The organism is Curtobacterium sp. Curtsp57 (genome assembly GCF_047324335.1).
In the GTDB taxonomy this organism is placed as follows: Bacteria; Actinomycetota; Actinomycetes; order Actinomycetales; family Microbacteriaceae; genus Curtobacterium.
Genome location: NZ_CP168511.1, coordinates 3,566,067 through 3,592,747, shown reverse-complemented (window position 1 = coordinate 3,592,747; position 26,681 = coordinate 3,566,067). Strand labels below are relative to the sequence as shown.

The following is a 26,681-nucleotide window of genomic DNA, read 5'->3' as shown; positions in this document are numbered from 1 at the left end:
GTTCCCCTGCCGGCGGCTCGCTTCGTCCCTGCTGGCGGCTCCGTTCGTCACTGCACGACCACAAGCAGTTCGCACCACCGCGATCCCCGGTGCGGACTGCTTTCGGTTGTGCGAAGCGTCCCGGCACCGGGCCCCGGCCCGGGCCCGGTGCCGGGACGCCGGTCAGCCGCGCGCGGCCAGGCGGTGCACGACCGACTTCGTCGCCTCGTAGAGCTCGCGGTAGTCCTCGTAGCCGGGCCCGTACGCCGCGTGCGCGTCGGGGTCGGGCTCGATGACCGTCACCGGCGGGTTCCACCGCCGGATGTCGACGTCCGCCACGAGCGCCGCCGCCAGGAACGCGGACCCGTAGGACGCCCCCACGGTCACCGACGGGATCGTCTGCGGCAGACCCGTCACGTCACTGACGATCGTCGGCCAGAGCCGCCCGAGCAGTCCCCCGCCCGCCCCGACCAGCTCGCGCACCGGCACCCCAGCGTCCCGCAGCACCTCGACGTTGTGCCGCACCGCGTACGCCGTCGCCTCGAGCGTCGCCCGGTACAGGTCGCCACGGGTGTGCCGCACGGTCAGTCCCGCGATCACACCCCGCGCGTCCGGGTCCGCGATCGGCGTCCGCTCCCCCGCGAAGTACGGCAGCATGAGCAACCCGTTCGCCCCGATCCCGGCAGCGTCGGCCTCGCCCAGCATGGACGGCCAGTCGCCGTCCACGAGCTTGCGGAGCCACTCCGTGATCGCACCGGACGTCGCCATCCCCCCGGCCACCGACGGCTGGCCGGGGTGCGTCCCGACCGTCGTCCACATCCCCGGCACCGACGTGGGCGCGTCGGTCGGGACGATCATGAACATCGTGGTGCCGTACTGCAGGAACATCCGTCCAGGGACGGACTCACCGACGCTCACGCCCTCCGCCCACGCGTCGATGGTCCCGGCGGTCACGGGGATCCCGGCCGGGAGGCCCGTGGCCGCGGCCGCCTCGTCGGTCACCGTCCCGGCGGCGTCACCGGACCAGAGCAGCCGGGGCATGGGCAGGCCGGGTGCGATCCGCGCGCACCACTCGGGGATCCACTCGTTCGTGTGGACGTCGTAGAGCGGGGTCGTCTGGCTCGCCGAGTGGTGGTCGAGGACGTACTCCCCCGTGAGCAGCTCGACGATCCGGGACGAGGGCATCGTGAAGCGCGCGGACCTCGCCCACACCTCGGGTTCGTTCCGCGCGACCCAGGCGAGCTTCGCGCCGGCCGCCTGGGTGCTGAGCGCCGATCCGCAGCGTGCACGGACGACGTCCTCGCCGCCGAGCTCCGCCGTCAGGCCGTCGAGCATGCCGGACGTCCTGGTGTCGACGCCGTAGAGGATCGCCGGGCGGAGCGGGTCGCCGGCGTCGTCGGTGAGGAGCACGCACGGGCCGATGCCGCTGACCCCGACGGACTCGACGACTGCGTCGGGAGCCAGCGTGAGGAGCTCCCGGGTCAGGTCGCGGAACTCGTCCCACCAGACGGCGGGGTCCATCTCGACGAGTCCCTGCTCGGGTCGGTCGACGTCGTGGTGGCGGCCGACCTCGGCGATCACGGTGCCGTCGACCCGCACGAGCAGTGCCTTCGTGCTCGACGTCCCGATGTCCAGACCGAGCACTGCCCGCATGCCGCCTCCTTCGCCGCCATCGACCGTCGCCCGGTCAGCTCCGAGTCTACGAACGATCCGAGGAGCACCAGGTGCACAGCGGACTGTCGGTTGCCGGACCTAGTGTGCTGACGACTCGAACGCGCCATCCGAGGAGAGGGAACCACCGATGAAGAAGTCCGCCTGGCTGCCAGCCGTCATCGCTCCGGTGGTCGTCGCCGGCGCCATCGCCGCTCCCGCGCTCGCGAACGCCGCGAGCACTCCGCTCGCCGGATCGAACCCGACCGCCGCCGAGGTGATCGCCAGCGTCGCGAAGTCCTCCGACGCGCAGTACTCCGGCAAGCTCTCGCAGACGAGCGACCTCGGACTCCCCGAACTCCCCACCGGCTCCGGCGGATCCTCGCTCGAAGGCAACGCCTCCGACGCGATCAGCATGCTCACGTCATCGCACACCGCCCGCGTGTACGCCGACGGTGCGACGAAGCAGCGCGTGCAGGTCACCGAGCAGCTCGCCGAGCAGGACCTGATCCGCAACGGCAGCGACGTGTGGACCTGGGACTCGAAGGCGCGCGAAGCCACCCACGTGACCCTGCCGTCCGACGCGCGGAAGTCGTTCGAGGACGGCACGACGACACCCTCCGACATCGCGAAGCAGGCCGTCGACGCGATCACCCCGAGCACGAAGGTCGCGAAGCCGACCTCGACGACGGTGGCCGGACACGACGCCTGGCAGCTCGTCCTCACTCCGAAGTCGTCCGACACCCTCGTCGGCAGCGTGCAGCTCGCCGTGGACAAGCAGACCGGCCTGCCGCTCCGCGCGACGGTGCAGGCGAAGGGGCAGTCCGACCCGGCGTTCCAGGTGCGCTTCACGAGCCTGCAGTACGGCGCCCCGGCGGCCCGGCTCTTCGACTTCACCCCGCCGTCGAACGCCAAGGTCACCACGAAGGACCTCTCCGACGTGCCGACGGACCACGCGGGCACGGGCGAGCACGCGTTCGACCGCGCGGACGCACCGACCTTCTCGGGTTCGGGCTGGGACACCATCGCCGAACTCCCGGCGGGCACTGCGGACGCCTCGTCCGCCGGAGCTGACGCGACCGCCCTCCTCGACCAGCTGACCAAGGCGGTCGACGGGGGCCGGGCGATCCAGACCTCGCTCGTGTCGGTCTACCTCACGGATGACGGCCGCGTCCTCGCGGGCGCCGTGCCGGTGTCCTCCCTGGTCGCCGCCGCGAAGTGAGCACGACCGAGCCCACGGCGGTGGACCCGGTCGACCAGACGACCGCAGCGGACCTCGCGATCCGCACCACGGGCCTCCAGAAGGTCTTCCGCAAGCAGCGTGCGGTCGACGGCATCGACCTCGCCGTCCCCCGTGGATCCGTGTTCGGGTTCCTCGGGCCGAACGGATCCGGCAAGACGACCACCATCCGGATGCTCCTCGGGCTGTCGTCCGCGACCGCGGGGAGCATCGAGGTCCTCGGCGAGCCGATGCCCCGGGCGTTGCACACGGTGCTGCCGCGCGTCGGCGCGCTCGTCGAGGGACCGGCGTTCTACCCGTACCTGTCCGGCCGGGCGAACCTCAGCCGCTTCGACGCCGCCGACCCGACGTCCGACCCGCGCACCCGCAAGGCCCGCGTCGCCGGCGCACTCGACCGCGTCGGGTTGTCGCACGCCGCGGACAAGAAGGCGCACGCGTACTCGCTCGGCATGAAGCAGCGGCTCGGGCTGGCGAACGCGCTGCTCTCGCCCCGTGCACTCCTGGTGCTCGACGAACCGACGAACGGCCTCGACCCGCAGGGCACGCGAGAGGTCCGGAACCTCATCCGATCCCTGGCGGACGATGGCACGACGGTGTTCGTGTCGAGTCACCTGCTGGCCGAGATCGAGCAGGTCTGCACGCACGCCGGGGTGATGCGCACCGGCAAGCTCGTCGCGCAGGGCACCCTCGACGAGCTCCGCTCCGCCGGCGCCCGCACGGTGACCGTCCGCACGCCCGACCTGGGTCAGGCGGGGTCGGTCCTCACCCGGCTCGGGCTCACCCCGCGGCACGAGGGCGGAGCAGACGTCCTCGTCGCCGACCTGCCGCACGAGGTCCTGCCGGAGACGATCGCGACCGAACTCGTCCGTGCCGATGTCCGGATCCGCGGCCTCGCGGTCGGTGGCGGCACGCTCGAGGACCTCTTCGTCGCGCTCACCGGGGAGGGCTTCGATGTCGCAGCCTGAGACCGTCACGACCGCACCTGCCCGGACGTCGCGTCCGTTCGCGTTGCTCGGCTCCGAACTGGCACTCGTGTTCCGGCGCCGCCGCACCTGGGCGATGCTCGGCGCACTGGCGCTGGTCCCGATCCTCATCGCCGTCGCCGTGCGGCTGACGACCGGCGACGACTCCGGCGGTCCGGCGTTCCTCGGTGACATCACGAACAACGGCCTGTTCGTGTCGTTCACGGCGCTCACGGTGTCGATCCCGCTGTTCCTGCCGCTGACCGTGGGCGTCGTCGCCGGCGACACCGTCGCGGGCGAGGCGAGCCACGGCACGATCCGGTACCTGCTCGTCGCCCCCACCGGACGCCTGCGGTTCATCCTCGTGAAGTACGCCGGAGCGGTCGCGTTCTGCCTCGCGGCGACGCTGCTGATCGTCATCATCGGCGCGGCGATCGGTGCCGTGCTGTTCCCGATCGGACCGGTGACGCTGCTGTCCGGCACGCAGGTCGACGGATGGTCGTACGCGGGTCGGGCGCTGCTGCTCGCGCTCTACGTGACGTTGTCGATGCTCGGGCTGTCCGCGATCGGGCTCTTCGCGTCCACGCTGACGAATGTCCCGGTCGGCGCGATGGCCTCGACCGTCGTCCTCGCCGGCGTCTCCCAGGTCCTCGACCAGCTCCCGCAGCTCGACTGGCTGCACCCGTACCTGTTCTCACACCAGTGGCTCGGGTTCGGCGATCTGCTCCGCGACCCGATCGCCTTCGACTCGTTCGGCAGCAACGCCCTGCTGCAGCTCGGCTACGTCGCGGTGTTCGGCACGCTGGCGTACGGCCGGTTCGCCACGAAGGACGTCCTCAGCTGATCAGCCGGCCTCCGACCGCGGGACGGGGTCCCGCAGGTCGCGGGACTTCTCGGACTTGTACCAGTGCAGCCGCGACCCGGTCTCCACGGGCTGCATCCCGACGACGACCTTGCCGCGGGAGTGCATCTCGGCGAGGTCCTCGTACGCGTCGACGATGTACTCGAACGGGTAGTACCCGGAGATGATGAACTGCACCTTGTGTCGTTCGACCAGGTCGCCGAGCGTCGTGAGCATCTCGGCCGCCTCGGAGTCGTCGCCCGGTGCACGGAGGAACCGGATCTCGAGGTCTCGCCGGTCCTCGCTGGACACGAACCGGTTCTCCGCGACACCGAGACGCTCCGCGAGCCCGGCGTTGTCCCCTCCGTCGAGGTTGTCGATGAAGGCGGTGATCGGCCGCCCCTCGGCGATCTCGGTGATGCGGCCTTCCTCACCGTCGCCGTAGGCCACCGGGAGCACGCCGATCTGTCGCAGGGCGTCGTGGTTGCGCGGGCTGCCGAGCCCGATGACGGTCGCACCGGCGTCGCGCGCGAGCTGGCACTCGATGTGACCGACGCCACCGGCAGCCGCACTGATCACGACGGTGTCGTCGGGCCCGAGCCGCAGGCCCCGCACGACAGACAGCGCCGTGCAACCGGCGAGGTAGAGGCTCCCGGCCACCTCGAACGTCATCGTCGCGGGCTTCTTGACCACCGCGCCGCGGGGCACGGTGACCCAGGTCGCGTGCGCTCCGCCGTGCGGCGCGTGGCCCATCACCTCGTCGCCGACGTGCAGGTCGCGGACCTCGGCACCGCGGGCTCGGACCACGCCGGCGAAGTCGACGCCCTGGTGCGCCGGGAACTCGAGGTCGATGAACTCCTGCAGGCGGCCCTCACGGAGGAACCGCTCGATGTGGTTCAGGCCCGCGACCGAGACCTCGACGACCACGTCGCCGGGGCCCGGCTCCGGCCGTTCCTGGTCGACGAGCTCGACGACGTCGAAGCCGCCGTAGCGGTCGTACTGCACTGCACTGCCGGTTCGCATGACGCGCTCCTTCGGACGTTGTCGCACCGGCATACTCCGGCTGACGCGGAGGTTCCCGAACGTCCGGGGTACTCCACCCCGGCCGGGAGGCTCGGTGCACGCCCGCCCCGCCGGTGCGGCGGCGCCCCGCGCGTCAGCGCTTGCCGGCCGCGGCCACGATGCGCGCGACCGCCTCGGCGTCGTGGTGCACCGCGACCTGGTCGGCCCCGGCGACGGGGACGCGCACGGGCGTCGACCACAGCGCACCGTCCTCGGCGACGTCCACCACGAGCGCACCGGTGCCGACGTACGCCGACTCCTCGCCGTAGGCCCCGATGACGTCGGTGTCGTTCGCGACACCCGGCGCGACGAGCACCGGCACGCCGCCGACGCTCCCCGCGAAGTGGTGGTGGTAGTGCCCGGCGAGCACGACGCGCACGTCGGTGCCACGGATGACGTCCGCGAGCGCCTCGGGGTTCTGCAGCCGGAGTGCCTCGTGCAGCGCGGTCGGGGCCGGGAGCGGCGGATGGTGCAGCACGACGACCGAGCCGTACGGCGCACCGGACTCCTCGGCGAGCGCCGACCGGAGTCGGGTGCGTGACTCCTCGCTGACCTCGCCGTACCCGGCACCGGGGACGCTCGTGTCCACCGTGACGATCCGCCGGTTGGCCACGAGCGACTGCCCGAACACCGGGACCGTCGGCGGGTGGTACTCCATCGTGTGCATGAGCGGGCGGCCGCCCTCGCCGAGGACGTGCCCGTTGGCGAGGACCTGCCGGAACCCCTCGCGCTGGTCGTGGTTGCCGGGCACCGTGACGAGCGCGGCACCGTGACGCTCCGCCCAGCCGCCCGCGCGTTCGAGCAGAGCCGCGTAGGACTCGGGGCTCCCGTCCTCGGAGACGTCCCCGGAGACGACCACGAGGCCGACGCCCTCGACGACGTCGAGCCGTTCGAGCAGGGCGTCGAGCGCGGCCGACGTGTCGACGGTGCCCTGGTGCAGCGCTCCGTCCCCGGTGAGGTGTGTGTCGGACAGGTGCAGGACGCGGAGCGTGCCGGGAGCGGGTGTCTGCATGTACCCGACCCTATTCGTGCCGCCGGCGCATCACCCGTCGACTGTGGCGAGGATCGCCGGGCGCTCCTGGGTGTCTCCCTGGTCGACCCACGAGAGCACCTGTGCGCTGATCATGTCGGTCGACGGCGTGGTGTCGGTCGCGAACGAGAGCGCCGAGCTCCATCGCTCTCCTGCTCCCACGTGCTTCGACACCGTCTGTGCGTCGACGCGCTCGTGGTCGTCCGCGGACCCGTGCCATGCCGTCGCGTCGACGACGACGTCGCGCGGCTCGGAACACGTCAGGTCGAACACGACGAGGCCGTGCACATGGTCGGCTGTGGCGTCGAGCACCGTGCAGCCCGGTTCGTCCGGATCCGCGTGCGCCGGAGCCGCGGTGAGCAGCGCGCCCGCGAGCACGGTCAGCAGGGCACCGGCGGTCAGGGTCTTCGGAAACATCGTCGTCCTCCTCGGATCATTGATGTTCCACATGTTGCACGCCGGAGTCGGTGACTGTCAACGCCTGCACGGGACGCGCACGCTCAGAGTGTGCTCGTCAGTGCTTGCTCGTCAGTGCGTGCGTCCCCACCCCGAGCACCTCGGTCCGACCATCAGGCAGCCGGACGTCGGCCTCCGTCCCCGGGGGCACCGTGACCGACAACGACACGGATCCACCGGCCACCGTCCACCGGACAGCAGCCCCGCCGTACGGTGTCCGCACCGAGCACGACGCCGACCCCACCGGCCCGCACACCGCCGGCGCGACGAGGAACCGCCGCCACCCCGGCTCGAGCGGCCGGATCCCGGCGACGTACCCGGTCAGCCAGTCGTCGACCGTCCCGAGGAAGTAGTGCCCGTGCGACCGCGCCGCCAGGTCCCAGTGCTCGAACGTCGACGTCGCTCCTGCTTCCCGCCACGCACCCCACGACGGCACCGTCGTCTGTCGCGCCACGGCGAGCGCCAGGGACGCGTACCCGGCGTCGGTGAGCACGGGCAGCAGCCACTTCGTGCCGATCGCCCCGGTGTCGAGATGGTCGCCACGCGCGCGGACATCAGCGGCCAGTGCCGCCGCGACCGCCGGGCGAGCGGACGAGGGCACCAGGTCGAACGCCAGCGCCAGCACCTGGTGCGACTGCCGGAAGCCCTCGTCGCCCGGACCCCGGACGGCACCGTCGACCAGGAACCGGGCAACGAACGCGTCCCGCACACGCGCGGCAGCAGCACGCGCCCAGGACGCGTCCCGCCCGAGCACCTCGTCCACCCGTGCGACGGTGTCGAGGATCCGGACGAGGAACGCCGTCGCCGGCACCCGGGAGTCCTCCGGTGGGTTGCCGCCACCGGGGTCCGTGCCCGGGGCGACCCAGTCACCGAGGATCGTGTCCGCGATGCCGTCCGGCGACCGGTCGACCTCGAGACGCGCGTAGGACTCCATCGCCTCGACGTGCCGCTCGAGCACCGAGACGTCGCCGGTGTGCCGGTACACGTCCCACGGCACGGTCACCAGCGCCGAGTGCCACACCGGAGCCCGCTCGTCCACGCCGAACACCCCGGCGTTCGGAGCGATGAGCGCCGGCGGATGTCCGGGCGAGGTCGTCTCCGCGAGGTCGCCGACCCACTTCGTGAGCACGTCGGCGGCGTCGAGGTTCGTCAGGAACATGTCCGCGCCGACCGCGGCGTCGCCCGTCCAGCCGTTCTTCTCGTACTTGGGGGTGTCGGTCGGGTACCCGTGCAGGTTGTTCTCCATCGTCCGCAGGGTCGCGTCGTGGATCCACTGCAGCAGGTCGTCGTCGACGGAGAAGGTGCTCGTGACCTCGGCGTCGGTGCGGACCACCCGCGCGGTGACGTCCGCGACGGTCGGCCCGAGCGGCTCCGGCCATCCGGACAGCTGCACGTACCGGAACCCCTTGTAGGAGAACCGCGGCTCCCACGGGGCCGCGTCTTCGTCGAGCGTCACCTCGTCGGTCTGGAAGCCGTCGGCGAAGTAGTGCTTCTCGTCATCGGCGTTCGGCAGGCCGTCCGGACGCAGCCGCTCGCCGTACCGGATCCGCACCGTCGCGCCAGCGGCTCCGGCGGGCAGCCGCAGCTGCACCCAGCCGGCGACGACCCGGGGGAACGTGACGACCCACTCCCCCGGAGCCGCCTGGGTCACGTCGGTCGGCTGGAGCTCCTCGACGACCCGGATCGGTTGCTCGGCTCGTGCCTCGAGCGCGCCGGCCGGACCCGTCACGACGACGGCGGGGAACGCGGGTGCGGCGAGCGGTCGGCCGGGGCGTCGGCGCAGGTCGTGCACCTCACCTCCGTACAGGTCGTCCAGGAGGATCGTCCCGCGCCGGGCGGTCCAGTCCGGCCCGGTGCGGATCACGTCCACCGCCCCGTCCTCGCGTTCCAGCCGCAGGACCGCGCGGACACGCGGCTCCGCGTGCCACGGCGCGCGTTCCCACGCCCAGACGTTCGCGTTGGTCATCCCGTAGAACCCGCGGCCCAGTTCGAGGCCGAGCAGGTGTCCCGCCCCGTCGGCGAGCTCGGCGGTGACGTCGTGCACGACGACCTGCACGCGGCGGTCCCAGTGCGTCGTGGTGGGTGACAGGACCTCGTCGGAGGCCAGGCGTCCGTCGATCCGGACGTCGACGTGCCCGCCGGCAGCCACCGCCAGGAGCGCACGGCGGACCGGGGCAGCCGCGTGCACCCGGGCCTCGAGCACCGGGGCGGCGAGTGCCCCGTCGTGGCATCGTTCGCGGGGCGCCGGCCCGGCGTCCTCGACGCCGGGCGCCGTGACCCACTCGGCACCACGCCACGCGTCGTCGTCGACGGGAGTGGGGGTGAACCGGCTGTGCTCGGTGGTGACCGTCGCGCCCGACTCGATCCGGGCCTCCCAATCGTGTTCCCGCCACGGTGCGAACCGGAGACCGGTCGGCGACGTGACCCACGGTTCGACGCTCCGGATGCGGCCGGAGTCCCAGACGACCGCGTCGCCGTGCCGGACCACGACACGGAACGCCGTCTGCGGGGTCGTGACGGGCCAGGTGAACCGGACACGTCCGTCGACCTCGGTCGTCAGGGGCTCCATCGCTCCTCCATCCGCCGGCGCCGCGGTGCGCTCAGCGCCTGAAACGATTCACGGAAGGCGACCGCGTTGTCAAGCGTCACGGACGGATCTGTTCGAGCCCGTACCGGCTGGGCGGTGTGCCGAAGGTGGCACGGAACACCCGCGAGAAGTAGAGCTGGTCCTCGAACCCGACGGCACGGGCGACCTCGCCGACCCGGAGTCCGCTCGACCGCAGCAACTCGGCCGCCTCCCGCATCCGCACCGAGCGGACCCAGGCGCTCGCGGACGTCCCGAGGTGCGCGGCGAACAGCCGACCGGCGGTGGACACGCTGCACCCGCCGGCGGCCGCGATCTCGGCGACGGGGAGCGGCCGGTCGAGGTTGCGACGGACGTGGGCGGTCATCAGCTCGAGCGCTGCCGGCACCGCCGTGTCCCCTGCTGCGTCGAGCCCGTCCTCGGCGACGAAGAGCGCGCCGAGTGCACGTGACACCCCCTCGTCGAAGGGACCGTCACCGAAGCGCTCGACCGTGTACCCGCCGAGCGAGGCGATCCGTCGTGCCGTGGACGTGGTCGCCGCGGACTGCCGCGGTCGGCCGGGGTCGCCGCGACGATCGCCGGCGTCGTGAAGCGGGTCACCCGGTTGGTGCGCGACCGCCGGCAGCACCGGGGTCGACCGGTCGTGCCGTGGGACGACGTGCACGGTCCCCAGGCGGAACGGCGCTCGGTCGTCGGCGAGGTACTCGACGTCGTGGCCCCACGGCAGCCGCAGCACGGATCCCGACGTCAGCGTGAACCGGTCGCCGCACGAGCGCACCGCACCCGTCCCGGCGAGCACCCAGAGGAAGCAGACGCTCATCACGCGCTCGTGCCGGATCCGCTCACCGGCGCGGAAGCGGTACCAGTTGGCGGCGACCACCACGGGACCCTCGGTCGTTGTGTCCATACGTCGAGCGTATGGCGCGGCATTCCTGACCGAGATGTCCATGTTCTGCGGATCGCGCCCATGCCGCGCACCACCCGGCGAGCCCTAGCGTCGGGTGCACCGGTCGACGTGGACCGGACGACGACAGGAGACACGATGCGCATCATCGCCGACACCAGTGCATGCGTCGGAGCGGGGCAGTGCGCCCTCGTCGCCGGCGAGCTCTTCGACCAGGACGACGACGGCATCGTCGAGCTCCTCGTCGACGCGCCGGACGCCGCGGACGAGCCGGCAGCACGTCGGGCGGCTGCGCTCTGCCCGGCGCGTGCCATCACGATCGAGGAGTGAGGGTGCACGTCGTCGTGGTCGGTGCCGGTGTCGCCGGGGTGACCTGCGCCGAGGCACTCCGAGCGGCGGGACACGACGGCCCGATCACCCTCGTCGGCGCCGAACCGCACGCCCCGTACGCCCGGCCGCCGCTCTCGAAGCAGGTCCTCGACGGCTCGTGGCACCCCTCGCGCTCCGTGCTCCGGACGGTCGCGGAACTCGACGGTCTCGACGTCACGCTCCGCGCCGGCGCCACCGCGACCGCACTCGATCCGGAGGCGCACATCGTGACCGTCGACGGAGCCCGACTGCACTACGACGCCCTCGTCATCGCGACCGGTGTCGAGCCGGTCCGGCCCGAGCTGCCGGGGATCGAGCACGCGTTCGTCCTGCGGACCCTCGACGACGCCGTCGCGCTGCGGTCCGCGTGGGCGCGCGCCGAGCGTGTCGTCGTCATGGGGACGGGCGTGCTCGGGTCCGAGATCGCGTCAGCAGCCCGACACCCTGGCCACGAGGTCGCGCTCGTCGGTCGGAGCGGCCGGCTGTCCTTCGGCACCGTCGGCACGCTGCTGTCCGAACGGCTCACCGAGCTGCACCGCGACAACGGGGTCGATCTGCGCCCCGATGCCGGCGCGCTGGGGGTCACGACCGACGGCCTGGTCCTCGGCGACGGCTCCGTCCTCGCAGCGGATCTCGTCGTGGCGGCCACCGGCGGACGCCCCAGGACATCGTGGCTCGCCGCATCGGGGCTCACCGTGCGGGACGGGGTGTGCTGCGACGACCACGGCGGGGCCGCACCCGACGTGTACGCGATCGGCGACGTCGCACGCTGGACGGACCCCGCGACCGGCCGATCGACGCGCGTCGAGCACCAGACGAACGCCATCGAGCAAGCGCTGTCGGTCGCCGCGACGATCACCGGGGCGGAACCGCTCCCCGCGCCGATCCCGTTCTTCTGGTCGGAGGTGCACGGCGTCCGCATCCAGGCCGTCGGCACGTTCGACCCCGCACGCCCGCTGGACCCGTGGCCGGAGGACAGCGACGTGCTCGTCCAACACGACGGGGCGGCCACCACCGGCGTCGTCGGCTGGGGCGCACCCCGTGCCTTCCGCCGAGCCCGCGCCGAACTCGCCCGAACCGTCCCCGCCCACGCCTGACTCCTGGAGACCTCCATGTCCGGATGCCCCTTCCACACCGTCACCCTCCCCGGCGACAGCACACCGCTCGCCCCGTCGCCCGACTTCGCCGAGTGGCGCGACCAGGCACCAGCCGTGCCGCTCGCGTACGACGACGGGCACGTCGGGCTCATCGTCACCCGCTACGACGCCGCCCGGGCGATCCTGGCCGACCCGCGGTTCAGTCAGGTGCCGCACCGGACGCCGCGCGGACCAGCGCGCCCACACGACGCAGTCGACGGAGCCGCCACCACCGGGGCGGCCGTCCCGGCCCCACGGACCCCGGATCCGCTCGACGACGCCGCCCGGCGGTCGATCGACGCCGCGAACCTGCTCGCACTCGACGGCGCCGTGCACCAGCGCATGCGCCGCGGCGTCACCGGGCGGTTCTCGGTCAAGCAGGTGCGCCAGCGCGGCCCCGAGGTACACGATCGCGTCGCGAGGCACCTGCACCGGCTGCTCGCCCACGCCGGACCGGTCGACCTCTTCTCCGAGTACGCGCAGCCGATCGCCGCCGAGACCCACTGCAGCGTGATCGGCGTGCACGAGGACCGCGTGCCCGAGTTCGTCGAGCACTTCGTCCGGGGTTCGAGCACGCAGACCAAGTTCGACTACATCCGCTCCGTGGTCGACGCCCGCGCGGCGGACCCGGGCGAGGACGTCATCACCGACCTGCTCGCCTCGGACTTCCCCCGGGTCGAGGTCGAGGGGCTCGTCTTCCAGCTGATGAGCGCCGGGCACGACTCCGTGGCGTACCTCATCGCCACCGCGACGGTGGCACTGCTGACGAACCCGGAACAGCTCGTGCGGCTCCGAACCGACCCGGAGCGGGTGGGTCCGGCGATCGAGGAGTTCATGCGGACCGGTGCGATGTTCCTCACGCTGTTCCCACGCACCGCGACCGAGGACGTCGAGATCGAGGGGGTGACCGTCGCCGCCGGGCAGACCGTCTCCGTGTCACCGGTCGGGGCGAACCGGGACCCACGGCACTTCGAGGACCCCGAGCGCTTCGACGTCGACCGGGACGCCTTCGGGCACCTCGGGTTCGGGTACGGGCCACACGGCTGCATCGGCCAGCAACTCGCGCGCGCCGAGATCCGGGAGGCGATCACGCAGCTGGTCACCGGCGCCCCCGACCTGCAGCTCGTCGACGCCGAACAGCTCCGGCCGATGCCGTTCGCGAACCCCGTGGCGACGTACGAGGCGGGCGCCGTGCTCGTGAAAACCGATCGCGCTTCAATTTCTCCATCATTCTGATGTAACCCTGGCGCTCACGACGACGAATGGCGTACATTCATCGCCAACCACCGAGTCTGAAACGATTCAGTACTCGTGGTTCCCGATCTTCAACGACGACGACCGGAGGTACTCGATGACGAGCCGACCACCACACCCGCCCACCAGGCCCGCGGCACGCGACGTGTCGAGACGGGCGTTCCTCGCAGCCATCGCGGCCGGCACCGCGACGATCGGCCTCGCCGGCTGCACCGTGATCTCCGGCGGCGCCGTCGCGGACGACCAGCGGGGCCTCAGGCTCAGCAAGGACCCGGCACCGGGCCGCGCGCACGTCGTCGAGATGTACAACATCTGGGGCGGCACGCTCGGCAACGCCTGGGTCGAGCTCGCCGACCTCTACGAGAAGTCGCAGTCGCACACCGGCGTCCGGGTCACCTACGCGCCACTGTCCGGCAACACGCAGATCCGTCTGCAGACCGCCATCGCCGCGGGCACCCCGCCGGACCTGGCGTTCTGCACCCCCGAGGAGTACCCGCAGTTCGCGGGCTACGGCGTCGTCGAGCCACTCGGTGCCCGGATCGCGGCCGCCGGCCTCGGTGCGGACGACTTCGCACCGGCGGTGTGGAAGCAGATGACGGCCACGGACGACATCTACGCGATGCCGGTGCTCGTCGACGTGAACTTCCCGATGTTCTGGAACAAGAAGGTCTTCGCGTCGGCAGGCCTCGACCCCGAGACCCCGCCGAAGACCATCGACGAGCTCGAGGCGTTCTCAGACAAGATCCTGCAGAAGCGCGGCAGCCAGGTCACCCGGATCGGGACCGTGCCGTGGGACTACTACGGCTTCAGCAACTCGATGTTCACGTTCGGCTTCGCCTTCGGCGGGAAGTTCATGAGCGACGACAACATGGAGGCCACCCCCGACGACCCGAACATCGCCCAGGCGCTCCAGTGGATGGTCGACTACGCGAAGAAGGTCGGCGGCGCGAGCCACCTGTCCGTCACCAGCCCGTCGCAGACCCTGCCGACGATCGCGAGCGGCAACGTCGGCATGGCGCCGATGACGACGACGGACGCGCAGAACGTCTACCGGAGCGGGGACAAGGCGAAGGTCGAACTCGGCGCGACGCTCTTCCCCTACGCGGAGGGGCTCGGCTCCCCTGGGAGCGCGACCTGGCTCGGCGGCTACGACCTCTTCATCCCGAAGGACTCCAAGGAGCACGACTCCGCGTGGGACTTCCTGCAGTTCGCGACCGTCTCGGACGCGGGCACGCAGTCGAACTTCACGTACGGCACCCTGCTCCCCGGCTGGTCCGACTCCCCCGTCCTGGCGGAGTTCCAGAAGGACCCGAACATCGCCGTCTACCGCGAGGGCCTCCTCACCGCGAAGAACATCCGCCCGACGATCCCCGTCGCCAGCACCTACGCGACCGCGCTCGACGTCCAGGTGAGCTCGGCCATCTACGGCCAGATCACCCCGGAGCGCGCCCTGGCCAAGGTCAAGGCCTCGGTCAACGCCGCGTTCGACGAATTCCGGAAGGAGAACTCGTGAGCGTCACACGGAGCATCACGACACGGGGTCCGAAGCCCCGCGGGACATCATGGCTCACGCACTGGATCCCCCGGACGAAGCGGCAGCGCGCCACCTTCGGGTGGGGGCTGTTCTTCACCGCACCGGCGATCATCGGCCTCGTCGTCTTCACCGGCGGTCCGATCATCACGAGCGCCGTCAACAGCTTCACGAACGCGAACCTGCTCGGCGGCACGAAGCAGTGGATCGGGTGGCAGAACTACACGCAGCTCTTCGCCGACGACCAGTGGTGGCTGTCCCTCGGGAACACCCTGTTCCTCACGGTCATCTCGGTGCCCCTCGGCATCGCGGTCGCCCTCGGCCTCGCGCTGCTGCTCAACCTCCGGGTGAAGGGCCTCGGCATCTACCGGGTGATCTTCTTCATCCCGTCCATCGTCCCGATCGTCGCCAGCGCGGTCATCTGGGCGTACGTCCTCAACCCGCAGTACGGCGTGATCAACAACGTCCTGAGCATCTTCGGCATCCAGGGCCCCGGCTGGCTCTCCGACCCCGCGTGGTCGAAGCCGGCGCTCATCCTGTTCGGCCTGTGGGGCGTCGGGAACCTCATGGTGATCCTCCTCGCCGGGCTGCAGGGCGTCCCGCAGGACCTCCTCGAGCAGGCGTCCCTCGACGGTGCCGGCGCCTGGCAGAAGTTCCGGAACGTGACCGTGCCGTTCATCAGCCCGCAGCTGCTGTTCGCGACGATCACCGGACTGATCGCCGGGTTCCAGTACTTCACCCAGGCGTTCGTGATGACCGGCGGCTACGGCGACCCGGCGGGCTCCACGCTCGTATCCGGCGTGTACCTGTACCAGTCGGCGTTCTACCACTACCAACTCGGCTACTCGAGCGCGGTCGGATGGGTGCTCTTCGTGATCATCGCCATCGTCTCGATCCTGGCGTACCGCATCATGGGCCGCCGCGTGTACTACGGAGGCGAAGCACGATGACCGCGATCGAGAACCCCACGGCGGCCGCTGCCGTCGCCGGCGAACCGCGCGGGTCGGTCAACCCGACCCGCCCCGTCCCGAAGCACCGCAAGCTCACGTGGCCCCGCATCGCCGAGGCCATCGCCAAGCACGCCGTCCTCATCGTCCTCAGCGTCGTGTTCCTGATGCCGCTGATCTGGATGGTCACCGGGTCGTTCAAGACCCAGGCGGACATCGGCGCGTTCCCGGTGAAGTGGTTCCCGGACACCATCACGACGGGCAACTACACGTACGGCCTCCAGGCGTTCCCGCTGCTGCAGTACTTCTGGAACACCCTCGTGATCTGCGTGCCCTCGATGATCGGCGCCGCGCTGTCGAGTGCGATGGTCGGCTACGGCGTCTCCCGCATCCGGTGGCCGTGGCGGAACGGGATCTTCACGATCCTCATCGCGACGATGATGGTGCCGTTCTACGTGACGATGGTCCCGCTGTTCGTGGCCTACCGCGACGTCGGCTGGACGGGCACGTACCTGCCGCTCATCGTCCCGACGTTCTTCGGCATCCCGTTCTTCATCTTCCTGATGCGGCAGTTCTTCCTCGGCATCCCGGACGCCCTCACCGACGCCGCGAGGATCGACGGCGCCGGGGAGCTCCGCATCTTCGTCCAGGTCATCCTGCCGCTCTGCAAGCCGGCACTCGCCGCGGTGATGCTCTTCCAGTTCCTCGCCTCGTGGAGCGACCTGCTCGGGCCGCTGCTGTACCTCACGAAGTCGAGCCAGTACACGCTGTCGCTCGGCCTGACGTTCTTCCAGGGAGCACAGGGCGACACCGCCACCGGCCCGCTGATGGCCGTCTCGACCATCATCCTCATCCCCATCGTGGTCCTGTTCTTCTTCGCTCAGAAGACGTTCATCCAGGGCATCACGATGTCCGGGATCAAGGACTGACGAAAGGACCTCCGCATGACCGACACGACGACAGCACCAGCCCGCCGCGTGGCCGCGCAGGCACCTGACGGGAGGCTCGGCTCGGCTTCCAGGGAACCGCTCGCCCCGACCGGGCTCCGCGTCGAACACCTCCGCGAACCCCTCGGGATCGGCACGGCCGAGCCACGGCTCTCGTGGCACCTCCCCGATGCCGGACCCGGCTGGGAACCAGGGCTCGCCGAGGTCGAACTCGTCGACCGCTCGGCCGGCACCGACGCCGGCGCCGTCGCGGAAGTGGACCCGTCCGGTGTCCTCGTCCCGTGGCCGTTCGCCCCGCTGGCCTCCCGCGAGCGCGCCGTGTGGCGGGTGCGGACCACGGCCGTCGACGGCTCCGTGACGGAGTGGAGCGAGCCCCTGGAGGTCGAGGCGGGCCTCCTGTCCGACACCGACTGGACCGCCTCCTTCGTCGCCGCGCCGTGGCGGGAGAACACCCGCGTCGACCAGGCACCGCCGATCCTGCGGCGCGAGGTGACGCTGCGCGGCGACGTCGTCCGCGCCCGGCTCGCGGTGGCGAGCCTCGGCCTCCACGAGGTCACCGTCGACGGCGTCCGCGTCGGCGACGCGGAGCTCGCACCTGGATGGACCTCCTTCGGACACCGGGTCAGGTACCTGGTGCACGACGCGACCGAGCACCTGGCCGGCGGTCCGCGGACGGTCGCACTCGGCGCTCGTCTCGCCGACGGCTGGTACCGCGGCCGGATCACCTGGGACGACCGCGTCCGCAACGTGTACGGCGACCGGCTGGCGCTCATCGCCCAGCTCGAGGTCGAGTACGCCGACGGCTCCACGGAGACCTTCGGCACCGATGACTCCTGGCGCGCCGCGCGCGGCGGGATCCTGCTCTCCGGACTCTACGACGGAGAGAAGTGGGACGGCAGGGTCGAACCCGACGGTTGGCAGACCGTCGGGTTCGACGACGCCGCATGGGACGCGGTCGAGGTGCTCGACGCTCCCACCGCGGCACTCGTCCCCTTCGACGGCCCCGTGGTGCGCGTGGTCGAGGAGATCGAACCGGTGTGGTCGCGCCGCTGGGACGCCGGGGCGATCCAGCTCGACTTCGGCCAGAACCTCCCCGGTCGGCTGAAGATCCGCAACCACCCCGTCGGGCCGTTCGGCGTCACGCTGCGGCACGCCGAGGTGATGCAGGACGACGAACTCGCGACCCGCCCGCTGCGCACCGCGAAGGCCACCGACGTGTTCTACTCGGGGCCTGGAGACGACGGCGAGGGGTCGTGGGAGCCGCGCTTCACGGTGCACGGGTTCCGCTACGCCGAGGTCGAGGGCTGGCCCGTGTCCTCCTTCGAGCCCGGGGACGTCGTCGCGCAGGTGGTGCACACCGACATGCGGCGCACCGGCTGGTTCCGCTGCTCGGACCCGCGGCTCGAGCAGCTGCACGAGAACGTCGTCTGGTCGATGCGCGGCAACTTCGTCGACGTCCCGACCGACTGCCCGCAGCGTGACGAGCGACTCGGGTGGACCGGCGACCTGCAGGTGTTCACGCCGACGGCTGCGTTCCTCTACGACTGCGCCGGGGTGCTCCGCTCGTGGCTCAGGGACCTGGCGCTCGAGCAGCGTGAGGACGGCGGCGTGCCGTTCTTCGTCCCGACGCTCCCCGACTCCGATCCGGCCGGGCACCACGCGGCGGTCTGGGGCGACGCGGCCACCCTCACGCCGTGGGGGTTGTTCCAGGCGTTCGGCGACCGCGGGCTCCTCGAGGACCAGTGGGCATCGGCGAAGGCGTGGGTCGACGGGGTCCTCGCTTCCGGGGACGAGGACCTCGTCCGGGTCGACGGCTTCGAGTTCGGCGACTGGCTCGACCCGCTCGCGCCGCCGGAGGACGCCGCGGCAGCCAAGGCCGACAAGTACTGCCTGGCGACGGCGTACTCGTACCGGTCGACATCGGTGCTCGCGGCGTGGGCGGCCGAGCTCGGACGCACCGATGACGCTCGGTCGTACGCGGAGACCGCGGCGCGGATCAAGGCGTCGTGGCAGGCACGGTTCCTGACGCCGTCCGGCACCGTCGTCGACGACTCGCAGGCGTCGTCGGCGATCGCGATCGTGTTCGGGCTCGTCGACGCGGACGGCCCGGTCGGGGCACGGCTGTCGGAACTCGTGCGGGAGAACGGGCACCGCATCGGGACCGGGTTCGCCGGGACGCCGGTGGTGTGCGACGCGCTGCTCCTCGCCGGGCACCTCGACGACGCGTACGCGATGCTCCTGCAGGACGAGTGCCCGTCGTGGCTCTACCCGCTGACGCAGGGCGCGACGACGATCTGGGAGCGCTGGGACTCGCTGCTGCCCGATGGCCGGGTGAACTCGGGCGGGATGACGTCGTTCAACCACTACGCCCTCGGATCGGTCGCGGACTTCATGCACCGGGTCGTCGCCGGCATCGCCCCCGCTGCCCCCGGGTACGCGGCGATCCGGTTCGCGCCGCGGCCCGGCGGCGGGCTGACGAGTGCCGGGGCGACGCTCGACACCCCACGGGGCCAGGCCGCGATCGACTGGTCGGTGTCCGACGGCACACTGTCGGTCACCGTCACGGTGCCGGTCGGTGCGACGGCGGTGCTCGACCTCCCCGGCGCGGAGCCCGTCGAGCTCTCGCACGGCACGTGGGAGTCGACGGTGCCGTTCGACGCGTGACCCGGCGCGGCGCCGGTGCGATCGGGCACGTCCCACGAGAGCACCCGCGAAAGCGCCCGCGAAAACGCCCGCGAAAGCGACAGTTCACCGCGAGATCCGCGCGGGAAACTGTCGCTTTCGCGGTGCGGTCCGCGTGATGCGCCGCGGACGTGTCGCTCTCTCGCGTATCAGTCGGGCGTGCTATCGCCGCGACGCGCCTCAGTCGGGCAGGACCGCGTCGGGGACGTCTCGCAGGAAGATCTCGATCGTCTTCGGGCCGACCCCGTGCAGCGCCCCGAGCCGGTCACGCAGCTCCTGCCGAGACGACGCGGTCTTCACGAGGTGCGACACCGAGCCCTCGTCGGCGTCGAGCGTGTGCATCGTCTCGTGCAGCGCGTCCGTCATCTGGTAGTCGAACCGTCCGTAGCCACCCTCGTCGAGGACCTTGCGGAGCTGCTCCCGTCCGGCCCCGGCGAACTTCCCGGGGCTCGTGAACCCGTGGTCGATCAGCACGCGGTACGTCTCGGCCGCCTGCTCCTGCCGGATCGGCCTGCCGAAGAGCATGCTCGCGAGGAACCACCGGTACAGCTGCTGGGGTCCGCCGTCCGACAGGTCGATGCCGAGGTCGGAGGCGTGGGTCACGTCGGCCATGCCGAGCACCGTACCCGCCCCGGCACCACACCCAGTCCAGGTCCGGGGGTTACCCCCACCCCGGATCCGGAGGACCGCCGGATCGTCCCGCCGACCGCGCGGAACGACGATGGATCCATGAACACGTCACGCTCCGAACGATCCGCCGTCACCTCCGCCTTCGCCGTCGTCGGCATGGGTCTCGTCGTCGCCACCCTGACCGGCTGCAGCATGATCGAGCAGTCGCTCCCGCAGCAGCACCGCCACTACGACACCTACCGCGATGCCCCGTCGTCGGCGAACTCGGAGGACATGGCCTGGTTCATGCCGAAGTGGGTGCCGGATGACGCGAAGGACATCGACGTGCGCCTGGACACGAGCAACCCCGGGTACGTCATCGCCTTCGACTCCGCGACCGGAGTCGACACGGCGGCGTGCGAGCCCGTCGACGGCACCCACGGCGGCCCGGCGATGACGGCCGACTTCCTGCCGAAGTCCCTGCCCACGAGCGACCTGGTCACGTGCGGCGACGGACGGATCACGGCCGAGATCGACGGCCGTTGGTACGGCTGGACGTCGAAGGAGCCGGTGTCCTCCGACTCGGACGACACCCTGCGCAGTTCCTGACCGCACCTACTCCCCCGCCGCGGCGAGCTGGTCCTCGAGGTTGAACACCTCCGGCAGGATCCGCGCCGTCTGGTCTGCCCGACCGGTGGTCCCGTCGAAGAGGTCCTGCATGTGGGCCTCCCACGCGGACGCGACCTCGCTGGCCGCGAGGGCCGCGTCCGCATCGGCGACGGACTCGGTCTCGTAGTAGCCGATCAGCAGCCCGTCGTCGTCGAGGAACAGGGAGTAGTTCCGTCGACCGGCCCCCGCGATGGCCCGGAGCATCGCCGGCCAGACCGCGGCGTGCCGCTCGCGGTACGCGTCCATGTGTTCCGCAGCCACCTGCAGTCGGAAGCAGACGCGCGTGACGCGATCCGAGCCTCCGGTCCGGTGCGCCGGCGCGGACGGGAGGCCCGGTGCCGGTCCGGTGGGCCCGCTCACCTGGGTGTCCGCTCGCTCGCGCGCCGCTCGCGCTCGTTCCTCGTGCTCGTCGACCGTTCGGACGGTGCCGGTGACGCTCGTCACCGTGCCGTACCGCTCGGCCTCGATCTCCTCGAGGGACTTCCCACGGGTCTCCGGTGCCCAGATCGTGCCGACCAGGAACGAGACGGCGAGGAGCCCGATGATGAGCCCGCCGAGGGGGCGGAGGCCGATGTCGGTGAGGAGCACGGGGAACCACATGCTGAGGAGCCCGACCGTGACGCGGGCGGCGAGGAACAGCACGCCCTGCGCGCTCGCACGGTACCTGGTGGCGAAGAGCTCGCTCGTCCAGAGGCCGTAGAACGCCTGCGCGCCGATGCCGGACGAGATGCCCCAGCCGATCGCGAAGAAGAGCAGTGTGCCGGTGTTCGCCGGGCCGTAGATGAGGACGGCCCAGACGACGATCGCCAGCGCGGCACCGATCGCGAAGAGCACCCGTCTGCTGATCCGGTCCCCGTACCGCATGAACACGAAGTACGTCGTGAGCACGGTGCAGAACCAGACGAGGACCTGCAGGGCGTCCTGCTCGATGACGCTCGTCACCCCGGTCGCGGCGTAGATGCGCGGTTGGAAGATGCCGGCCTGTCCTGCGACGGTGTTCCACATCGCGTAGACGCCGAACAGGAACAGCATCGCGACGAGGTTGATCTTCTTCGAGAACAGCTGGCCGACGCCGTGGAAGAAGCTCACCGTGCCGGTTGCCGCGCGCTCGTCCTTCCAGATGTTCGACTCCGGCAGCCCACGGCGGAGCCACCACACCACCGCGGCGACGACGAACAGGTGCGCGAAGATGAGCCGGCTGCCGAGCAGTCCGAGCGGCGCAGCGGCGATCGCCAGCGCGAAGCCGACCATCGGGCCGATCGACCACGCGAGCTGCGCGGTGCCGACGTGTGCGGCACGCTTGCCAGCCGGTGCCTGTTCGGCGATGTAGGTCCAGCTGGCGGGGACACCGGCACCGACCGCGATGCCGCACAGGATGAAGCCCGTGAGGAGCATGCCGTAGTTGCCGGCGAACACCGCGAGGACGACCCCGAGCATGTACAGCAGCAGGTCGTACGTGTAGATGAACTTCCGGCCGTACCGGTCGCACAGGGGACCACCGATCGCGGCGCCGATGGCAGCGCCGAACGCGTTCGAGGAGAGGCTCGCGAGCAGGCCGACGCCGAGGTCGCCGATGTGGAACTGGGCCTGCCAGAACGCCAGGCTCGTCGCGATCGCGATGATCGAGCCCGACTCGATGTAGTTCGACATGGCCACCGAGATGGTGGCCTTCCAGCCGGTCGTGTTGCTGGCTCCGATACGGACCGCCATTGGTCCTCCGTTCGTGCGTGTTCGTCGGTGAATCGTTTCAACGGTGCAGCGAAGAAGATACGCCCGGTGATCGGGGTCCTGCAAGTGGGCGATTCGCGCGTGGGGGGTCGTTCCGCGTCGGGTGTCGTTTCGCGTCGGATGTCGTTTCGCGCGTTGGGGGTCGTTTCGCGCGTAGGAGGCCGGGATTTCCGACCTCCTACGCGCGAACTCGCTTCCCATCGCGGGCGTTCTGGGCGCTTTCACGCGGCGCACGACCGCGACACCACGCCCCACACGACCGCGAACGACGATCGGGATGCCAGGATGACCGCATGACGGTGAGCGTTCGGGAGGTCGCGGCTCTCGCGGGCGTGTCGCTCGGCACGGTCTCCAACGTGTTGAACCGACCCGAGAAGGTGGCCCCCTCGACGGTCGAGCGCGTGCAGAACGCCATCGCCGAGCTCGGGTTCGTGCGGAACGACTCGGCACGCCAACTCCGCGCGGGTCGCAGCTCCACCGTCGGGCTCGTCGTGCTGGACGGCGGCAACCCGTTCTTCACCGACGTCGCCCGAGGTGCGGAGGACGCAGCGATGTCGAAGGGTCTTGCGGTCCTCATCGGCAACTCGGACGAGTCGACCGAGCGCGAGCGCACCTACATCGACCTGTTCGAGGAGCGCCGCGTCGCCGGCCTGCTCATCTCCCCCGCCGGCGACGACCTCGAGCGGCTGGTCAGACTCCGCGACCAGGGCACCGCCGTCGTGCTCGTGGACCGTCGCGCGGACGACGAGCACTTCGCGTCGGTGTCCGTCGACGACGTGGCAGGCGGCCGGATCGCCGTCGAGCACCTCGTGGACATCGGCCGACGGCGCATCGCCTTCGTCGGCGGGCCGTTCGGCATCCGGCAGGTCGCTGATCGACACGCGGGAGCACTCGGTGCCGTCACGGCCGCCGGCGCCTCGCTCGAGGTTCTGCAGACGTCGTCGCTGTCCGTGCTCGAGGGCCGGCGCATCGGCGAGGAGATCCAGCGTCGCCCGGCGTCGGAGCGGCCGGACGCGGTGTTCGCGGCGAACGACCTCATCGCCGTCGGGCTCGAGCAGGCGTTCATCATGCGCGGCTCGGTGTCCGTCCCCGACGAGATCGCGATCGTGGGCTACGACGACATCGCGTTCGCCGAGGCCGCCGTCGTGCCGCTCACGAGTGTCCGGCAGCCGGCGCAGGACCTCGGGCGGCAGGCGATCGAGCTCCTCGTGCACCAGGTCGAGCACGGACAGGACGTCGAGCTCGAACGGGTCGAGTTCACCCCGGAGCTGGTCGTCCGCCAGTCCACCGTCCGCGATCGGTGACGCATCGCCGGTCTACGATCGAGGGATGGTGCAGCCCCCTCGACGCGACGGGCCGCCGAGCGTGCACCACGTCGCCGCACGGGCGGGTGTGTCGCTCGCGACGGTGTCGAACGTCCTGAACCACCCGGAGCGCGTCCGAGACGCAACAGCGGCCAGGGTCCACGCCGCCATCGCAGACCTCGGGTACACGCCGAACCGGAACGCCCGTGCACTCGCATCCGGCAGGAGCCGGTCGATCGGGCTCGTCGTGTCGTCGCTGCAGAACTCCCTGTTCAGCGACATGCTCAACGGCGCCCAGGTCGCCGCCCGGGAACGGGAGTTCGCCCTGCTCATCGCCAGCAGCGAGAACGACCCGCGCGCACAGGCCGACCACCTGGCCTTCCTCGAGAGCACCCGGGTGTCCGGCATCCTCCTCGCGACGATGGAGGAGTCCCGTGACCAGGTCGAGCTCACCCGCCGGCACGGTCACCCGGTCGTCTACGTGAACTACGAGCCGACCGACGTCGACGCCTGCTCGGTCGTGGTGGACAACGAGCGGGCCGGGTACATCGCGACGACGCACCTCATCGAACGGGGGTGCCGACGCATCGGCTTCGTGAGTGCACGACAGGAACTCCAGCCCGTGCACCGCCGTCGTGCCGGCGTACTCCGCGCGATCGCCGAACACCCAGGGGTGCGCCTCGTCGACGTGGACGCCGGCGACATCGACCCGCCAGGGGGCACCGACGCCGGGGTCCGCATCGCCGGCATGCCCGCGTCCGAGCGACCAGACGGAGTCCTCGGCGTGACGGACCTGCTCGCGATGGCCGTCGTCACCGAGCTGCGCGCCGCCGGGATCCGCGTGCCGGAGGACATCCCCGTCTCGGGCTGCGACCACAACTCTGTTGCGTGGGGCGGTGCCGTCCCCCTGACCTCGGTGACGATGCACGGCGCTGAGATGGGTGCGCGGGCGGTCGACCTGCTGCTCGCGGAGCTGCTGGACCCGCCGGACGAGCACGTGCACCGGACGGTCGTGCTCGACACCGAGCTCGTGCCGCGTGAGAGCACGCTCGGCCGCGAGGGTGCGGCCGCCGCGCGACGTGGCACCCCCGAGGACCCCCGCCGCACCGAGGCCTGATCCGGCGCACGGCCTCGTCCCGGCGGTCCCAACCCGCCGGGGCACCCCCAGAAGCCCGAGACACCGCCGGAATCCGGCGCGCTTCGACGACCTGGCGGCGCCTCGACGAAACGCAGGCGCATCGCAGGCACGGCACGTGCGCACCACCGAACCGCACCCGACGGAACTTGGAGCGCGCCAGCACGTAACGAATCAGAATCGGTGATTGACACGCTTCAATCCACATGGTTCCATTCCGATTGAAACGTTCTAAACAGCACGACCGGCCACCACGACGACGCGGTGTCCGGGTCCGTTTCACCCGGGTCTCCCCAACCCGGGCCTTACGAGGAGGTAAGGATGTCAGCACGTTCCCTGACCACCCGGCTGCTCGCCATCGGCGGCGCCACGGTCCTCATCGGCGGCCTCGCCGCCTGTTCGTCCGGCGGCTCCGCCGACACGGGCAGCGGCGGCGGCAAGGTCCAGATCAGCTACCTGGTCGACAACTCCACGGCCACCGCCGTCACGACGAAGGCACTCGTCGCGGCGTTCGAGAAGGCCAACCCCGACATCACGGTGAAGGTCGACACGAAGCCGCAGGGCACCGACGGCGACAACCTGGTCAAGACGCGGTTGTCCACCGGTGAGATGGACGACGTCTTCAACTACAACTCCGGGTCGCTCATGCAGGCGCTCAACCCGGACAACACGCTCGTCGACCTGTCCGACCAGAGCTGGGCGAAGGACGTCGACAAGCAGTTCACGAAGGTCGTCAGCACCGACAAGGGCATGTACGGCGCGCCCTTCGGCACGAGCTTCGGCGGCGGCGTCATGTACAACAAGAAGGTCTACGCCGACCTCGGCCTGAAGGTCCCCACCACCTGGGACGAGTTCATCAGCAACAGCGAGAAGATCAAGGACGCCGGCAAGGTCGCGCCGATCATCCAGACGTACGGCGACACCTGGACCAGCCAGCTCTTCGTACTCGGCGACTTCGCCAACATCACGGCGCAGCAGGCCGACTGGGCGACGAAGTACACCGCACACAAGGAGTCCTACGCGAAGGACCCGGCATTCGCCGGCTTCGAGCACCTCGCCGAGGTCAAGGACAAGGGCCTCCTGAACGAGGACTTCGCGTCGGCGACGCAGGCGAACGGCCTGAAGATGCTCGCCGACGGCACCGGAGCGCAGTACCCGATGCTCACGAACGCGATCTCGACCCTGCAGCAGGACAGCCCGGACGCGGTGAACGACATCGGTGCCTTCGCCCTGCCGGCACAGAACGCGGACGACACGAACCTGACGATCTGGGAGCCGAACGGCCTCTACATCCCGAAGACGACCACGGGCGACAAGCTCGCGGCGGCGAAGAAGTTCATCGCGTTCGCCAACTCGTCCGACGGCTGCAAGGTGCAGAACGACACCGGGACACCCGGCGGCCCGTACGTCATCTCGACGTGCAAGCTCCCGGACTCCGTGCCGACGATGCTCGGCGACCTGCAGAAGTACATCGACGACGGCAAGGCGACGCCGGCGCTCGAGTTCCTCTCCCCCATCAAGGGCCCGAACCTCGAGAAGATCTGCGTGCAGGTCGGCTCCGGGATCTCCACCGCAGCGGTCGGCGCCAAGCAGTACGACCAGGACGTCGTGCAGCAGGCCCAGCAGCTCGGCCTGAAGGGCTGGTGAGTCGGTGACCGCGAC

22 protein-coding genes are annotated in these 26,681 nt (G+C 70.9%); 14 read left to right on the top strand and 8 right to left on the bottom strand.

Annotation, left to right across the window (positions count from 1 at the left end):
* Positions 1–162: 162 nt before the first annotated feature.
* The gene (locus ACEN9V_RS17235) at positions 163–1,632 is read right to left on the bottom strand and encodes an FGGY-family carbohydrate kinase (RefSeq protein WP_413601339.1); all 1,470 of its coding nucleotides are present in this window, start codon (positions 1,630–1,632) and stop codon (positions 163–165) included.
* Between the two features lie 148 nt (positions 1,633–1,780).
* Between ACEN9V_RS17235 and ACEN9V_RS17230 the strand changes: the two genes are divergently transcribed.
* From ACEN9V_RS17230 to ACEN9V_RS17220, 3 genes are read left to right on the top strand one after another with little or no spacing between them, the layout of a single operon-like run.
* The gene (locus tag ACEN9V_RS17230) at positions 1,781–2,851 is read left to right on the top strand and encodes a LolA family protein (RefSeq protein WP_413601338.1); all 1,071 of its coding nucleotides are present in this window, start codon (positions 1,781–1,783) and stop codon (positions 2,849–2,851) included.
* The gene (locus ACEN9V_RS17225) at positions 2,848–3,834 is read left to right on the top strand and encodes an ABC transporter ATP-binding protein (protein WP_413601337.1); all 987 of its coding nucleotides are present in this window, start codon (positions 2,848–2,850) and stop codon (positions 3,832–3,834) included. Before ACEN9V_RS17230 ends, ACEN9V_RS17225 begins: the two co-directional genes overlap by 4 nt.
* Positions 3,821–4,675: an ABC transporter permease gene (locus tag ACEN9V_RS17220; protein WP_413601336.1), complete on the top strand. Its 855-nt coding sequence runs from the start codon at positions 3,821–3,823 to the stop codon at positions 4,673–4,675. Before ACEN9V_RS17225 ends, ACEN9V_RS17220 begins: the two co-directional genes overlap by 14 nt.
* Here the strand turns inward: ACEN9V_RS17220 and ACEN9V_RS17215 are convergent, their stop codons facing one another.
* The 5 genes from ACEN9V_RS17215 to ACEN9V_RS17195 all read right to left on the bottom strand — a co-directional run bounded on the left by ACEN9V_RS17215 (position 4,676) and on the right by ACEN9V_RS17195 (position 10,711).
* Positions 4,676–5,695 (bottom strand): NADP-dependent oxidoreductase, encoded by a 1,020-nt coding sequence (locus ACEN9V_RS17215; RefSeq protein WP_413601335.1) that lies wholly within the window; start codon positions 5,693–5,695, stop codon positions 4,676–4,678.
* 133 nt (positions 5,696–5,828) lie between these two features.
* A complete protein-coding gene (locus ACEN9V_RS17210) occupies positions 5,829–6,746 on the bottom strand; it encodes a metallophosphoesterase (protein ID WP_413601334.1) in 918 nt (305 codons plus the stop codon).
* A 30-nt stretch (positions 6,747–6,776) separates the two neighbouring features.
* On the bottom strand, positions 6,777–7,181 hold the full coding sequence (locus ACEN9V_RS17205) for a hypothetical protein (protein WP_413601333.1): 405 nt from the start codon (positions 7,179–7,181) through the stop codon (positions 6,777–6,779).
* A 97-nt stretch (positions 7,182–7,278) separates the two neighbouring features.
* A complete protein-coding gene (locus tag ACEN9V_RS17200) occupies positions 7,279–9,789 on the bottom strand; it encodes a family 78 glycoside hydrolase catalytic domain (protein WP_413601332.1) in 2,511 nt (836 codons plus the stop codon).
* Positions 9,790–9,865: 76 nt separating this feature from the next.
* Complete coding sequence (locus tag ACEN9V_RS17195) at positions 9,866–10,711, bottom strand: helix-turn-helix transcriptional regulator (RefSeq protein WP_413601331.1); 846 nt, start codon at positions 10,709–10,711, stop codon at positions 9,866–9,868.
* Between the two features lie 135 nt (positions 10,712–10,846).
* Between ACEN9V_RS17195 and ACEN9V_RS17190 the strand changes: the two genes are divergently transcribed.
* From ACEN9V_RS17190 to ACEN9V_RS17160, 7 genes are all read left to right on the top strand, one after another.
* A complete protein-coding gene (locus ACEN9V_RS17190) occupies positions 10,847–11,038 on the top strand; it encodes a ferredoxin (protein WP_413601330.1) in 192 nt (63 codons plus the stop codon).
* Positions 11,035–12,174: an NAD(P)/FAD-dependent oxidoreductase gene (locus tag ACEN9V_RS17185; RefSeq protein ID WP_413601329.1), complete on the top strand. Its 1,140-nt coding sequence runs from the start codon at positions 11,035–11,037 to the stop codon at positions 12,172–12,174. Before ACEN9V_RS17190 ends, ACEN9V_RS17185 begins: the two co-directional genes overlap by 4 nt.
* A 15-nt stretch (positions 12,175–12,189) precedes the next feature.
* On the top strand, positions 12,190–13,449 hold the full coding sequence (locus ACEN9V_RS17180; RefSeq protein ID WP_413601328.1) for a cytochrome P450: 1,260 nt from the start codon (positions 12,190–12,192) through the stop codon (positions 13,447–13,449).
* A 115-nt stretch (positions 13,450–13,564) separates the two neighbouring features.
* Complete coding sequence (locus ACEN9V_RS17175; RefSeq protein WP_413601327.1) at positions 13,565–14,980, top strand: ABC transporter substrate-binding protein; 1,416 nt, start codon at positions 13,565–13,567, stop codon at positions 14,978–14,980.
* Entirely contained in the window at positions 14,977–15,948 is a 972-nt protein-coding gene (locus ACEN9V_RS17170; protein ID WP_281265322.1) for a carbohydrate ABC transporter permease, read from the top strand. The genes ACEN9V_RS17175 and ACEN9V_RS17170 overlap by 4 nt, the downstream gene beginning before the upstream one ends.
* Complete coding sequence (locus tag ACEN9V_RS17165; RefSeq protein ID WP_402729407.1) at positions 15,945–16,874, top strand: carbohydrate ABC transporter permease; 930 nt, start codon at positions 15,945–15,947, stop codon at positions 16,872–16,874. Before ACEN9V_RS17170 ends, ACEN9V_RS17165 begins: the two co-directional genes overlap by 4 nt.
* Positions 16,875–16,889: 15 nt before the next feature.
* Positions 16,890–19,556, top strand: coding sequence for a family 78 glycoside hydrolase catalytic domain (locus ACEN9V_RS17160; RefSeq protein WP_413601326.1), 2,667 nt, complete (start codon positions 16,890–16,892; stop codon positions 19,554–19,556).
* A 198-nt stretch (positions 19,557–19,754) separates the two neighbouring features.
* Here ACEN9V_RS17160 and ACEN9V_RS17155 read toward each other — a convergent pair whose 3' ends face one another.
* Positions 19,755–20,186 carry a hypothetical protein gene (locus tag ACEN9V_RS17155; protein ID WP_402729405.1) on the bottom strand — a complete coding sequence of 144 codons (432 nt, stop codon included), beginning with the start codon at positions 20,184–20,186 and terminating at the stop codon, positions 19,755–19,757.
* A gap of 117 nt (positions 20,187–20,303) precedes the next feature.
* Here ACEN9V_RS17155 and ACEN9V_RS17150 point away from each other — a divergent pair, with 117 nt between their 5' ends.
* Complete coding sequence (locus ACEN9V_RS17150; protein WP_413601325.1) at positions 20,304–20,792, top strand: hypothetical protein; 489 nt, start codon at positions 20,304–20,306, stop codon at positions 20,790–20,792.
* A gap of 6 nt (positions 20,793–20,798) precedes the next feature.
* On the opposite strand, the gene ACEN9V_RS17145 is transcribed toward ACEN9V_RS17150, so the two are convergent.
* Positions 20,799–22,562, bottom strand: a complete 1,764-nt coding sequence (locus ACEN9V_RS17145) for an MFS transporter (protein ID WP_413601324.1) — start codon at positions 22,560–22,562, stop codon at positions 20,799–20,801.
* Between the two features lie 311 nt (positions 22,563–22,873).
* On the opposite strand from ACEN9V_RS17145, the gene ACEN9V_RS17140 reads away from it, so the two are divergent.
* The 3 genes from ACEN9V_RS17140 (at position 22,874) to ACEN9V_RS17130 (ending at position 26,666) form a co-directional block, all read left to right on the top strand.
* Complete coding sequence (locus ACEN9V_RS17140) at positions 22,874–23,884, top strand: LacI family DNA-binding transcriptional regulator (RefSeq protein ID WP_413601323.1); 1,011 nt, start codon at positions 22,874–22,876, stop codon at positions 23,882–23,884.
* Between the two features lie 25 nt (positions 23,885–23,909).
* Positions 23,910–25,001: a LacI family DNA-binding transcriptional regulator gene (locus ACEN9V_RS17135; RefSeq protein WP_413601322.1), complete on the top strand. Its 1,092-nt coding sequence runs from the start codon at positions 23,910–23,912 to the stop codon at positions 24,999–25,001.
* A 339-nt stretch (positions 25,002–25,340) separates the two neighbouring features.
* A complete protein-coding gene (locus ACEN9V_RS17130; RefSeq protein ID WP_402729399.1) occupies positions 25,341–26,666 on the top strand; it encodes an ABC transporter substrate-binding protein in 1,326 nt (441 codons plus the stop codon).
* The last annotated feature ends 15 nt before the right edge of the window (positions 26,667–26,681 follow it).